The sequence below is a fragment of the Teichococcus deserti genome (assembly GCF_001982615.1).
Classification (GTDB): Bacteria; Pseudomonadota; Alphaproteobacteria; order Acetobacterales; family Acetobacteraceae; genus Pseudoroseomonas; species Pseudoroseomonas deserti.
In genome coordinates, this window is record NZ_MLCO01000152.1 from 1 (window position 1) to 12,986 (window position 12,986).

Annotated in this window: 11 protein-coding genes and 1 pseudogene; 10 read left to right on the forward strand and 2 right to left on the reverse strand. The window is 69.9% G+C overall.

Annotated elements, in window-relative coordinates:
- The 7 genes from BKE38_RS15615 to BKE38_RS32110 form a co-directional block, all read left to right on the forward strand.
- A partial coding sequence (locus BKE38_RS15615) for a TolC family protein (protein ID WP_165694198.1) occupies positions 1 to 696 on the forward strand: 696 nt, incomplete at its 5' end.
- Between the two features lie 47 nt (positions 697 to 743).
- Complete coding sequence (locus BKE38_RS15620) at positions 744 to 1,280, forward strand: DUF2497 domain-containing protein (RefSeq protein WP_076958223.1); 537 nt, start codon at positions 744 to 746, stop codon at positions 1,278 to 1,280.
- A 136-nt stretch (positions 1,281 to 1,416) separates the two neighbouring features.
- Positions 1,417 to 4,113, forward strand: a complete 2,697-nt coding sequence (locus tag BKE38_RS15625; RefSeq protein ID WP_076958224.1) for a valine--tRNA ligase — start codon at positions 1,417 to 1,419, stop codon at positions 4,111 to 4,113.
- Positions 4,114 to 4,358: 245 nt separating this feature from the next.
- Positions 4,359 to 5,675: an MFS family transporter gene (locus BKE38_RS15630; protein ID WP_076958225.1), complete on the forward strand. Its 1,317-nt coding sequence runs from the start codon at positions 4,359 to 4,361 to the stop codon at positions 5,673 to 5,675.
- Between the two features lie 149 nt (positions 5,676 to 5,824).
- The gene (gene ilvD, locus BKE38_RS15635) at positions 5,825 to 7,549 is read left to right on the forward strand and encodes a dihydroxy-acid dehydratase (protein WP_076958226.1); all 1,725 of its coding nucleotides are present in this window, start codon (positions 5,825 to 5,827) and stop codon (positions 7,547 to 7,549) included.
- 258 nt (positions 7,550 to 7,807) lie between these two features.
- The gene (locus BKE38_RS15640; protein ID WP_076958227.1) at positions 7,808 to 8,230 is read left to right on the forward strand and encodes a YXWGXW repeat-containing protein; all 423 of its coding nucleotides are present in this window, start codon (positions 7,808 to 7,810) and stop codon (positions 8,228 to 8,230) included.
- Positions 8,231 to 8,234: 4 nt separating this feature from the next.
- Positions 8,235 to 8,402 (forward strand): hypothetical protein, encoded by a 168-nt coding sequence (locus BKE38_RS32110; protein ID WP_165694199.1) that lies wholly within the window; start codon positions 8,235 to 8,237, stop codon positions 8,400 to 8,402.
- A gap of 40 nt (positions 8,403 to 8,442) precedes the next feature.
- Here BKE38_RS32110 and xth read toward each other — a convergent pair whose 3' ends face one another.
- Together xth and BKE38_RS15650 are read right to left on the reverse strand one after the other, a co-directional pair.
- Positions 8,443 to 9,210, reverse strand: a complete 768-nt coding sequence (gene xth, locus BKE38_RS15645; protein ID WP_076958228.1) for an exodeoxyribonuclease III — start codon at positions 9,208 to 9,210, stop codon at positions 8,443 to 8,445.
- Positions 9,211 to 9,227: 17 nt separating this feature from the next.
- Complete coding sequence (locus BKE38_RS15650; protein WP_165694200.1) at positions 9,228 to 9,581, reverse strand: HesB/IscA family protein; 354 nt, start codon at positions 9,579 to 9,581, stop codon at positions 9,228 to 9,230.
- Between the two features lie 131 nt (positions 9,582 to 9,712).
- Here BKE38_RS15650 and BKE38_RS15655 point away from each other — a divergent pair, with 131 nt between their 5' ends.
- The 3 genes and pseudogenes from BKE38_RS15655 to BKE38_RS15665 all read left to right on the forward strand — a co-directional run.
- Positions 9,713 to 10,864 (forward strand): deoxyguanosinetriphosphate triphosphohydrolase, encoded by a 1,152-nt coding sequence (locus BKE38_RS15655; protein WP_076958230.1) that lies wholly within the window; start codon positions 9,713 to 9,715, stop codon positions 10,862 to 10,864.
- Positions 10,865 to 10,873: 9 nt separating this feature from the next.
- Entirely contained in the window at positions 10,874 to 12,664 is a 1,791-nt protein-coding gene (argS, locus tag BKE38_RS15660; RefSeq protein WP_083747576.1) for an arginine--tRNA ligase, read from the forward strand.
- A pseudogene (locus BKE38_RS15665) lies at positions 12,661 to 12,986 on the forward strand (hypothetical protein); the annotation flags it as partial. The gene argS and the pseudogene BKE38_RS15665, both read left to right, overlap by 4 nt.

Sequence of the window (12,986 nt, forward strand, 5' to 3'; positions counted from 1 at the left end):
GAGGCGGCGGAGCTCGCCATGCGCAACAACCCGGCGGTGGTCGCAGCCCTGTTCGACGAGGCCGCGGCGCGCGACGCCATCGACGTGCAGATGGCGGCCCTGCTGCCCTCGGTGAATGTGCAGGCCCAGGCCTTCCGCAGCGACAACCAGCAATCGCCGCACACCCGCGGCACCGGCCAGCAGATCACCGCCAACCTCTCGGTCCCGCTGTACCAGGGCGGCGCCGAGCATTCGGCGGTGCGCCAGGCGCGGCAGGATGCGCAGCGCTACCGCCAGGTGGTGGACGACAACCGCCGCCAGGTCATGCAGCAGGCGACCCAGGCCTGGGAGGGGCTGCAATCGGCCCGCGCCCAGGTCGACAGCGTGCGCGCGCAGATCCGCGCCGCCGAGATCGCCCTCGACGGCGTGCAGCGCGAGGCGGTGGTCGGCAGCCGCACCACCCTCGACGTGCTGAACGCCGAGCAGGAGCTGCTGAACGCCCGCGTCAGCCTGGTGCAGGCGCTCGCGAATGTGGTCACCGCCAGCTACAACCTGGCCGGCTCGGTCGGGCGGCTGACGGCGCGGGATCTGGCGCTGCCGGTCGCGCAATACGATATGGAAGCCTATTACCGGACGGTGCGGTCGCGCTGGTTCGGCACCGGCGACCTGAATTCCCAGCAGCCCGCCGGCGACACCTCCAGCAGCGCAGTACCCTGAGCATGGCCCAGCCGCCCGCACGACCCGCCGCTCCGCAGGAGCAATCGATGGACGACATCCTGTCCTCCATCCGCAGCATCCTGAACGAGGATGAGCAGCTCGATGCCGCTCATGCGCCGCTGGAGTTGACTGAAGCCATGCTGGTTCCGACGCCGAAGACCCCCGCGAACATGCCGGACGCGCCCGGTCCGGTGCCGCCGCCGCGTCCGCAGCCGCTGGCGCCCGAGCCGCAGACCTATGTGCCGCCCGCCTATATCGCGCCGGCGCCTGTGGCGCCGCCGGTCGCAGCCCATGTCTCTGCCCCGGTGGCTGCGCCCCTGGCCGCGGCCGAGACCGAGCAGGGCAGCCTGCTGGGGCCGATCGCCGCGGCCGCCGCGGCCGCAGCCCTGGGCCAGCTGGCCCGCGCCGTGGCCGACGACCGCAAGGCGCCGGTGATGCGTTCGGGCGGCACGAGCATCGAGGATGTGGTGCGCGAGGAGCTGCGCCCGCTGCTGAAGGGCTGGCTGGACCAGCATCTGCCGGCGATGGTCGAGCGTCTGGTCAAGGCCGAGATCGAACGCGTCCTGGCCCGCCCCCCACAGTAAGCGCCGCCGCCCCCCGGCGGGGGGCGGCTCAGGCAGAAAGAGAAGTGGGCCTGGGGGAATTCCTTCCCCCAGCCCTTTCTTGCTTTCTAACCCTTCCTCTTGACGACCGGCGCTGATCGCGCCCAAGGCAGCGCCCATGCTCGAAAAGAACCTTCTCCCCGCCAGCTTCGAACAGCGCCTCTACGAGGGATGGGAGGCGGCTGGCCGCTTCGGCGCGCATCCCGAGAGCGCGGCCGACCCCTTCACCATCATGATCCCGCCGCCGAACGTCACCGGCAGCCTGCATATCGGCCATGCGCTGACCTTCACCATCCAGGACACGCTGATCCGCTGGCGCCGGATGCAGGGGCGGGACGCGCTGTGGCAGCCCGGCACCGACCATGCCGGCATCGCCACGCAGATGGTGGTGGAGCGCCTGCTGGCCGGGCAGGGGGTGCAGCGCCGCGACATCGGCCGCGAGAAGTTCCTGGAGCATGTCTGGGAGTGGAAGGGCCAGTCGGGCGGCAACATCACCCGCCAGCTGCGGCGGCTCGGCGCCAGCCTGGACTGGCGGCGCGAGCGCTTCACCATGGATGCCGGCCTGTCCGAGGCGGTGCGCGAGGTCTTCGTCACCCTGCATGAGCAGGGGCTGATCTATCGCGACCGGCGGCTGGTGAACTGGGATCCGAAGTTCCAGACGGCGATCTCCGACCTCGAGGTCGAGAGCCGCGAGATGAAGGGCAGCCTCTGGCACCTGCGCTATCCGGTGGAGGGCGAGGCCGGCCGCTTCATCGTGGTCGCGACCACCCGGCCGGAGACCATGCTGGGCGACACCGCCATCGCCGTTCACCCCGAGGATGAGCGCTTCCGCGACCTCGTGGGGAAATTTGCGATCCTGCCGCTGGTCGGCCGCCGCATCCCGATCGTCGCCGACGAGTATTCCGACCCGGAAAAGGGCTCGGGCGCGGTGAAGATCACCCCGGCGCATGACTTCAACGATTTCGCCGTCGGCAAGCGGCACGGCCTGGCCATGCCGTCGGTGCTGGACGCGTATGGCGCGGTGATGCTGGAGGAGATCGAGGGCGACCTGGCGGCGCTGGAGGGCGTGGCCGACCCGGCCTTCGTCCGCAGCCTGTCCGGCCAGGACCGCTTCGAGGCACGCAAGGCCATCGTCGCCGAGCTGGAGCGGCTGGAGCTGGTCGAGACCATTGAGCCGCACAGCAATGCCGTGCCGCATGGCGACCGTTCGGGCGTGCCGATCGAGCCGCGGCTGACGCTGCAGTGGTATTGCGACGCGGCGACGCTGGCCAAGCCGGCCATCGAGGCGGTGGAGACCGGCAAGACCGAGTTCGTCCCCAAGCACTTTGAAAACATCTTCTTCAGCTGGATGCGGGACATCCAGCCCTGGTGCATCTCGCGCCAGCTGTGGTGGGGGCATCAGATCCCGGCCTGGTACGCGCCGGATGGCAGCTGCTTCGTCGCCCGCACGGAAGAGGAAGCGCTTGCCCAGGCGCGCCAAAAACTCGGAGCCGACGTCGCGCTGACCCGCGACGAGGACGTGCTGGACACCTGGTTCAGCTCGGCGCTGTGGCCGTTCAGCACCCTCGGCTGGCCGAACAAGACGCCGGAGCTGGACAAGTATTATCCCGGCGACGTGCTGGTCACCGGCTGGGACATCATCTTCTTCTGGGTCGCCCGGATGATGATGATGGGCCATCACTTCATGGGCGCCGCGCCGTTCAAGACCGTCTACATCCATGGCCTGGTCCGCGACGAGAAGGGCCAGAAGATGTCGAAGTCGAAGGGCAACGTCATCGACCCGCTGGAGCTCGTCGAGAGCTTCGGCGCCGATGCGCTGCGCTTCGCCATCGCCTCCCTGGCGACGCCGGGCCGCGACGTGAAGCTCGGCCGCAAGCGGGTGGAAGATTTCCGTTCGTTCGGCACCAAGATCTGGAACGCGGCGCGCTTCTGCGAGATGAACGGCATCGGGCCGGACGCCTCCTTCGACCCGTCCAAGGTCGAGACGCCGCTGGCGCGCTGGATCCTGGACGCCTCGAACGCCGCCATCCTCGAGGCGACGGCCGCGCTCGAAGCCTATCGCATGGATGACTATGCCGGGGCCTGCTACCGCTTCGTCTGGAACAGCTTCTGCGACTGGTTCCTGGAATTCGCCAAGCCGGCGCTGAACGGCCCCGACACGGCGGAGAAGGCCGAGGTGAAGGGCGCCGCCCAATACGTGCTGGGCACCATCCTGAAGCTGCTGCATCCGGTGATGCCCTATCTGACGGAGGAGCTCTGGGACCGCTTCGGCTATGGCCCGGACTGCAGCCTGATCGGCGAGAGCTGGCCGCAGCCGGTCGCCGTCCCGGGTGCCGAGGCGGCCCGCGCCGAGCTGGACTGGCTGGTCTCGCTGATCTCGGCGGTGCGCGGCGTGCGCTCCGAGATGAATGTTTCGCCGTCTGTCACCGTGCCGCTGCTGGCCCAGGGCGCGACGCCGGAAACCCTGGCGCGCGGCGCCCGCTGGATCGATGCCATCCGCCGCCTCGGCCGCGCCACCGAGTTCCGTGCGCCGGAGGCGGGGGAGGCGGTCAAGGGCGCCCAGGTGACGGTGGGCGAGGCCACCATCCTGCTGCCGCTGGCCGGCGTCATCGACCTGGCCGCCGAGCGCGCCCGGCTGATGAAGGAGCGCGACAAGGCGCAGGCGGAAGGCGCCAAGGTGGCACAGAAGCTCGGCAATGCTGACTTCGTCGCCCGCGCCAAGCCCGAGGTGGTGGAGGAGAACCGCGAGCGCTTGGCTGCCGCCGAGGCCGAGGTCGCGCGCCTCGACGCCGCCATGGCGCGCATCGCCGAGTAAGCCTGACGACGGCGCGGGGGAGCAGCCGCTTCCTCGCGCCTTCTTCTCCTCAGGGCATCGGCGTTTTGTCCCGATGCGACACTATTCCGGCCTGACCCATCAGATAATGCGATGGCTGCCGTGCCGAACCAACGCGGCTCCTATAAGGTCGCGCGAATACCGCGGCGCTTTCGGCTGCGGTATCGTCTCCCATACCAGATCCGGCGCGCCCCCCCCTGCGCCCCGGGACGGGGACAGGAGATACCATGACAGTCGACCCGGTCGCCGAGGTGAAAGACCCTCACGATACCCGCAAGCGCGTTTTCGCCATCATCGGCGGCTCCTCCGGCAATCTGGTCGAGTGGTACGATTTCTACGTCTATGCCGCGACGGCGCTGTATTTCGCGCCGACCTTCTTCCCCGGCGGCAATCCGACGGTGCAGCTGCTGAACACCGCGGCCATCTTCGCCGTCGGCTTCCTGATGCGCCCGATCGGCGGCTGGCTGTTCGGCCGCATCGCCGACACGCATGGCCGCCGCGCCTCGATGCTGATCTCGGTGCTGCTGATGTGCTTCGGCTCGCTGATGATCGCGGTGCTGCCGGGCTATGACAGCATCGGCATCGCGGCGCCGGCGTTGCTGCTGCTGGCGCGGCTGCTGCAGGGCCTGTCGGTCGGCGGCGAATACGGGACGTCGGCCACCTATATGTCCGAGGTCGCGGTCGCTGGGCATCGCGGCTTCTTCGCCTCCTTCCAGTATGTGACGCTGATCGGTGGCCAGCTGCTGGCGCTGCTGGTGGTGGTGATCCTGCAGTCGCTCTACACCGGCGACGAGATCCGCGCCTGGGCCTGGCGCATTCCCTTCTTCATCGGCGCCGCGACCGCGGTGATCGCGCTGTTCCTGCGCCGCGCGCTGCACGAGACGACGACGGAGGAGGACCGCAAGCGCAAGGGTGCCGGCACGATCTCCCTGCTGCTGAAGCATCCGAAGCCGCTGCTGCAGGTGATCGGCCTGACCGCCGGCGGCAGCCTCGCCTTCTATGCCTTCACCACCTACATGCAGAAGTTCCTGGTCAACAGCGCCGGCTTCTCGGCGGCGACGTCGAGCGAGACCATGGCGGCGGTGCTGTTCTGCTACATGCTGCTGCAGCCGCCGCTGGGCGCGCTGTCCGACCGCATCGGCCGCCGCAACTGCCTGCTGATCTTCAGCGCGGGCATGGCGATCGCCACCGTGCCGATCATGACCTATTTGTCGGGCGTCACCTCGCCGATGGGCGCCTTCGTCGGCATCCTCGGCGCGCTGTTCATCGTCAGTTTTTACACGTCGATCAGCGGCGTGGTGAAGGCAGAGATGTTCCCCGCAGAAATCCGGGCGCTGGGCGTCGGCCTCGGCTATGCCATCGCCAATTCACTGTTCGGCGGCACGGCGGAATATGTCGCGCTCTACCTGAAGAGCATCGGCATGGAGAGCGCCTTCTTCTGGTATGTCGCGGTCTTCGCGCTGATCTCGCTGGTCGCGACCCTGTCGATGAAGGACCCGCGCAGCCACGGCTACATGCCGGTGCCAGGCCGCGAGAAGAACTGACTTTTCCCGGTCATCGCGGAGGGAAGGGGCCGGGGGCGCAAGCCTTCCGGCCCTTTCTCATGGTGCGGCACAGAACTGCTCCAGGGTTGCGACCCATGCTTTATTGCGCGATACCGGGTCCGGGACGCAATGAAGGAAGGTTCGCCCGCATGGCTGAGCACAAATGGGACAAGTCGCGCATGCCCAGCCGGCATGTCAGCGTCGGCCCGGAGCGCGCCCCGCACCGCTCCTACTACTACGCCATGGGCATGACCGAGGAGGAGATCGCCCAGCCCCTGGTCGGCGTCGCCACCTGCTGGAACGAGGCCGCCCCCTGCAACATCGCGCTGAACCGCCAAGCGCAGAGCGTGAAGCAGGGCGTGAAGGCCGGCTTCGGCACGCCGCGCGAATTCACCACCATCACGGTGACCGACGGCATCGCCATGGGGCACCAGGGGATGAAGTCGTCGCTGGCCTCGCGCGACGCCATCGCCGACACGGTCGAGCTGACCATGCGCGGCCATTCCTATGACGCCATGGTCACGCTGGCGGGCTGCGACAAGTCGCTGCCGGGCATGATGATGGCCATGCTGCGGCTGAACGTGCCCAGCGTCTTCATGTATGGCGGCTCGATCCTGCCCGGGAAGTTCAAGGGGCGCGACGTCACCGTCGTCGACGTCTTCGAGGCGGTCGGCCAGCACGCCGCCGGCAACATGTCGGACGAGGACCTGCACGCCCTGGAATGCGTCGCCTGCCCCAGCGCCGGCGCCTGCGGCGGCCAGTTCACCGCCAACACCATGGCCACCGTCTCCGAGGCGATCGGCCTGGCGCTGCCCGGCTCGGCCGGCGCGCCGGCACCCTATGAGGACCGCGACCGCTGGGCCGTCGAATCCGGCAAGGCGGTGATGAACCTGCTGCGGAAGAACATCCGGCCGCGCGACATCGTCACGCTGAAGTCGCTGGAGAATGCGGCGATCGTGGTCGGCGCCACCGGCGGCTCGACCAATGCCGGGCTGCACCTGCCGGCCATGGCGCATGAGGCGGGGATCCGCTTCACCCTCGACGACGTCGCCGCCATCATGCGGCGGACGCCTTATATCGCCGACCTGAAGCCGGGCGGGAAATACGTGGCGCTCGACGTGCACAAGGTCGGCGGCATCCCGATCATCATCAAGGCGCTGCTCGATGCCGGGCTGCTGCATGGCGAGTGCCTGACGGTCACCGGCAAGACGCTGGCCGAGAACCATGCCGACATCGTCTTCCCGACCGACCAGGACGTCATCTACCCGGTGTCGCGCGCCATCACCCCCACGGGCGGCGTGGTCGGGCTGAAAGGAAACCTCGCCCCCGACGGCGCCATCGTGAAGGTGGCCGGCATGAAGACGCTGCGCTTCGAAGGCACTGCCCTGTGCTTCGACTGCGAGGAGGATGCCTTCAAGGCCGTCGACCAGCGCGCCTACAAGAAGGGCGACATCCTGGTGATCCGCTACGAGGGGCCGAAGGGCGGCCCCGGCATGCGCGAGATGCTGTCCACCACCGCCGCCATCTATGGCCAGGGCATGGGCGAGGATGTGGCGCTGATCACCGACGGGCGATTCTCCGGCGCCACGCGCGGCTTCTGCGTCGGCCATGTCGGGCCGGAGGCCGCGGTCGGCGGCCCGATCGGCCTGCTGCAGAACGGCGACCGCATCGTCATCGACGCCGAGAAGGGCAGCATCGACGTCATCCTGCCCGAGGGCGAGATGGAGAAGCGCCGCGCCGCCTGGAAGCCTCGCGGCACCGACTACAATGCCGGGGCGCTGTGGAAATACGCGCAGCTGGTGGGCCCGGCGCATCTGGGCGCCGTCACCCATCCGGGCGGCGAGGCCGAGACGCATTGCTACGCCGACATTTGATGCGCGACTGAAATCGCGGAAAGGCGAGGGCGGGGCACTTCGGGGCCCCGCCGTTTTTCATGGCGCCGATTTAATCCCGCACGTCACGGGCCGTCACAACTCGCCTCGCTTTGCCCTTTTTCTGTCCTGGTGCCGCCATGCTTGGGGGGCAGTCTCCCATCATTGCGGTTGCCGCCGTTGCCGGCCGCCGGGCGCGGGTCCCCCCAGACCCTTTCGCCCCGGCTGGCCGGCACCGGCGGTGAACAGAAGGAGAGTGCGATGGTCGAGCGCCGTAGGCTGCTCCGTCAGATCTTTGCAGGCGCCGCCCTGGCCGCCCTGCCGCTGGGGACCGGCATCGCCCTAGCCCAGCCCTATGGTCCGCCGACCGGTGGCCCGGGCGGTCCGCCGGGCTATGGCGGTCCTGACAGGGGGCCCGATCGTGGCCCGGGCCCGGGCCCTGGCCGTGGTCCCGATCGCGGTCCGCCGGGCCGTCCGCCGGGCCCGCCGCCGCTGCGCAGCGAGCGCGGCCCCGGCCGTCCGCCGCGCCCCGGGCTGGTCTGGGAGCCGGGGCATTGGACCCGGCGCCGCGGCGACTATGTCTGGGTGGGCGGCCGCTGGGTGAGCCGGCGCGGCCGCTGGTATCCCGGCGAGTGGGTCGAGCGGCGCGGCCGCTGGGTCTGGGTCGAGCCGGGCTGGAGGTGATGCCATGCGCCGTTTCCCGATCCTGCTGATCCTGGCGGGCGCCGCGATCTCGCTCGGCGGCTGCGTCGTCGCCCCGGCGCCCGGCTATTATGGCCCGCCGCCCGGCTATGGCCCGCCCGGTGGGTATTACCGGCCGCCGCCACCGCCGCCGCCCTACTGGCACCGCTGGTAGGTGGGACCGCCGCCGCCCCGTCGGGGCGGCGGCTCCTTCGTCAGGAAAGCTCGAACAGGACCGGCGTGTGGTCCGAGGGGCTCTCTTCGCTGCGCGGCTTGGCATCGACCCAGCCGCGCGACAGCCGCTCCGCCAGCTCCGGCGACAGCAGCGCATGGTCGATGCGCAGGCCGCGATTGGCCTCGAAGGCCGGGCCGTAATCCCAGTAGGTGTAGAGCCGTTCGCCCGGATGCAGGGCGCGCAGCGCGTCCATCAGGCCGAGGTTTTCCAGCGCTCGCCAGGCGGCCCGCGTCTCCGGCCGCACCAGGGCGTCGGTCGGCGGCAGGGCGCGCGGCGCCAGGTCCAGCTCGGTCGGGCAGACATTGAAGTCGCCGAGGATGGCGAAGGGGCGGAAGGCGTCGAGCTTTTCCGCCGCATGGGCGCGCAGCCGCTCCATCCAGCGCAGCTTGTAGGCAAAGCCCTCGTCGCCGCCCGAATTGCCGTTGGGCAGGTAGATGCCGGCAATGTCGATACCCTCCGCCGTCACCTCGACGTAGCGGGCATGGGCGTCGTCATCCTCGCCGGGCAGGGTCTCGGCGGTGACCTCGAAGGGGATGCGGCCGAGCACGGCCACGCCGTTGCGCCCGCCCTGCTGGCCGACAGCGTGGAAGCGGTAGCCGCTACCCTCGAATTCGGCGGCCGGGAATTCCTCGGTCTTGCATTTCAGCTCCTGCAGGAAGACCAGGTCGGGCTGGGCGGCCTCGAGGAAGCGGCGGAGACCCGGCGCACGCTTGCGCACCGAATTGACGTTGAAGGTGGCCAGGCGCACGGGTTCGGCGGTCCGGGTCAGCCGATGGAGAAGGACGCGCCGCAGCCGCAGCCGGAGGCCGCCTGCGGGTTCTTCACCGTGAAATGCGCGCCGATCAGCTCATCGGCCCAGTCGAGCTCCGAGCCTGCCAGCAGGTCCAGGCTGACCGGGTCGATCATCACCCGGGTGGCGCCGTCCTGCAGCACCAGGTCCTCGCCCGCGGCCTGGTCCTCAAGGGCGAAGGAATACTGGAAGCCGGAACAGCCGCCGGCATTGACCGCGACGCGCAGCCCGGCTTCGGGCCGGCCTTCGCGCGCGGCGATCTCCGCCACCTGGGCGAAGGCGCGGGGGGTGACGCGGAAGGCGGGGGACAGGGCGGCGCCGTCGGGCATGGGGCAGGACTCCTCGGGGCCCAACATAGGCGGGGTATTCCGGATTTCCAATGACGCGCGGGGCAGGGCAGGGGCGCCATGCCGGCGCAGCCGTTGCGACGGCGCGCCCCCGCTGGTAGAGCGCGGCGGTCATGCCCGACCTCGCCCCCTATGCCGCCCGCGCCGAGGCCTCGCGCGGCCGTCTCCATCCGGAGCCGGCGAGCGGGGTGCGCTCGCCCTTCCAGCGCGACCGGGACCGCATCATCCACGCCGCGGCCTTCCGCCGGCTGCAATACAAGACGCAGGTCTTCATCTATCACGAGGGCGACGCCTTCCGCACCCGGCTGACCCACAGCATCGAGGTGGCGCAGATCGCCCGCTCCATCGCCCGCCGGCTGCGGCTGGACGAGGACCTGGCCGAGGCGCTGGCGCTGGCCCATGACCTGGGCCACCCGCCCTTCGGCCATGCGGGGGAAGAGGCGCTGAACGGCGTCATGCGCCCGTATGGCGGCTTCGACCACAATGCGCAGAGCCTGAAGGCGGTCACGGTGCTGGAGAAGCGCTACGCCGAGTTCGACGGGCTGAACCTGACCTGGGAGACGCTGGAGGGGCTGGCCAAGCACAACGGCCCGATCCGCCGCCCCAGCCATTTCATGGCCGAATACGATTCCCGCCATTCGCTGGAGCTGTCCAGCCACGCCTCGCTGGAGGCCCAGGTCGCGGCGCTCGCCGACGACATCGCCTACAACAACCACGACCTCGATGACGGCCTGCGCGCCGGGCTGTTTTCCCTGGATGAAGCCGCGGCGCTGCCGCTGATCGGCGGGGCGGTGCAGGACGTGCGCGCCGCCTACCCCGACGCGCCGGCGACCCGCCTGGCCAGCGAGGCGATCCGCCGCGTCATCAACGTCATGATCCAGGACGTGGTGGCCGAGGCCGAGCGCCGCCTGGCCGTGCTGGCCCCCGTCGACGCCGATGCGGTGCGCGCCGCCGGCCGGCCGATGATCGGCTTCTCTGGCCCGATGCAGGACGCCAACCAGCAGGTTCGCGACTTCCTCTTCGGCCGCATGTACCGCCACTGGCGCGTCAACCGCACGACGCAGAAGTCGAAGCGGGTGGTGCAGGTGCTGTTCAGCCTGCTGCATGGCGGGCCCGACATGCTGCCCCCCGAATGGCGCGACCGCGCCGGCGAGGCCGGCAGCGCGCAATGCGCCGCCGTTGTCTGCGACTATGTCGCCGGCATGACCGACCGCTTCGCGCTGGACGAGCACCGCCGCCTGACCGACCCTCACATCCCCGGCTGAACGGACACCATGGAACAGACCCACGCCGCCCCGCAGGATATTTTTGCCGCACTGCGCGCCGAGGTCCTGACCTGCCTGCGCCGCCTGCTGCCGGAGCTGCCGGAGGAGGCGCTGACCCGCGTCACCGTCGAGCCGCCGCGCGACGCCGCGCATGGCGACATGTCGACCAATGCCGCGATGGTGGTGGCCAAGATCGCCAAGGTGGCGCCGCCGAAGCTGGCCGCCGAGCTGTCGGCCGCGCTGCTGGAGCTGCCGATGGTGGCCGAGGCCGCGCCCGCCGGCCCCGGCTTCGTCAACCTCCGCCTCGCCGAGTCTTTTCTTCTGGGCCAGCTGCCCGTGGTGCTGCGCGCGGGTGAAGCCTATGGCGACGGCGCGTCCGGCGCCGGGGTGAAGATCAACGTCGAATATGTCTCGGCCAATCCGACCGGCCCGATGCATGTCGGCCATTGCCGCGGCGCCGTGGTCGGCGACGCGCTGGCCAATCTGCTGGGCAAGGCCGGCTATGCCGTCACCAAGGAATACTACATCAACGACGCCGGCGCGCAGGTGCAGGCGCTGGGCTATGCCGCCTATTGGCGCTACCTCGAGGCGCTCGGCACCACGCTGACGGAAGAAGAATACGCCGAGGCGGTTCCCGGCGGGCTGCAGTATCGCGGCGACTACCTGGTCCCCGTCGGCGCCGCGCTGAAGGAAACGTTCGGCGACAGCCTGGCGCCGGGCGCCAAGCCGGCCGAGGCGTCGCTCTGGCTGACCACCGTGCGCGAATTCACCGTCGCCGCCATGATGGAATCGATCCGCGAGGATCTGGCCGCCCTCGGCGTCGCCCAGGACGTCTTCATCAGCGAGGCGCAGCTGGTGAAGGACGGCGTCGCCGACCGCGCCATCGCCGAGCTCTCGGCCAAGGGCCTGGTCTATGAGGGCGTGCTGGAGCCGCCGAAGGGCAAGCTGCCAGAGGACTGGGAGCCGCGGCCGCAGACGCTCTTCGCCTCGACGAAGTTTGGCGACGACGTCGACCGCCCGCTGCGCAAGTCCGACGGCAGCAACACCTATTTCGCGAATGACATCGGCAACCATGCCGACAAGATCGCCCGCGGCATGCAGCAGCTGGTGCAGGTCTGGGGCGCCGACCATGGCGGCTATGTCAAGCGCATGCAGGCGGCGACCCGCGCGCTGTCCGACGGCGCCGTGCCGCTCGACGTGCTGCTGTGCCAGATCGTCAAGGTGATGAAGGGCGGCGAGCCCGTGCGCATGTCGAAGCGCGCCGGCACCTACATCACCCTGCGCGACCTGATCGACGAGGTGGGCCGCGACGCCGTCCGCTTCACCATGCTGACGCGTAAGTCGGATGCGCAGATGGATTTCGACCTCGACCGCGTGGTCGAGCAGTCGCGCGAGAATCCGGTCTTCTACGTGCAATACGCCCATGCCCGCTGCCGCTCGGTGCTGCGCCAGGCGGGCGAGCCGGCGCCGGCCGAGCTCGCCGGCGAGGAGGCTGCGCTGGCGACGCTGCAGGACGCCGCCGAGCTCGCCTTGCTGCGCCGGCTGATCGCCTGGCCGCGCACGGTGGAGGCCGCTGCTGCGGCGCGGGAGCCACACCGAATTGCGTTCTATCTCGGTGACTTGGCCAGCGACTTTCATATTTTGTGGAACCGCGGGCGCGAAGATGCGACACTGCGTTTCATCCAGGCCGAAGCGCCGGAGGCCACCCGGGCGCGGCTGGCCCTCGTCGCCGCGACGGCCATCGTCATCCGCTCGGGCCTCGCGGTCATGGGCGTCGCACCGGTTGAGGAGATGCGGTGAGGGAAGTTCAGGTCCCGTCCTATCGTATCCGGGAACCCGCCGCCGAGGACAGCGGCGCGGGTCGCCGCATGGCGATCATCGCCGGCGGCCTGGCAGGGGTGCTGGCCGTCGGCGGCATCGTCGGCTGGGCGGTCAGCAAGCTGGGCAACACCACCATCCCGGTGATCGAGGCTGACGCCCGCCCGATGAAGATCCGTCCCGACGACCGTGGCGGGCTGCGCGTCGCCAACCAGGACGAGATCATCTTCGAGCGGCGCACCGCCGGCAGCGGCTTCGAGCCCTCCGGCCGGCTGGCGCCTGCCGCCGAGACGCCGAACCTCGA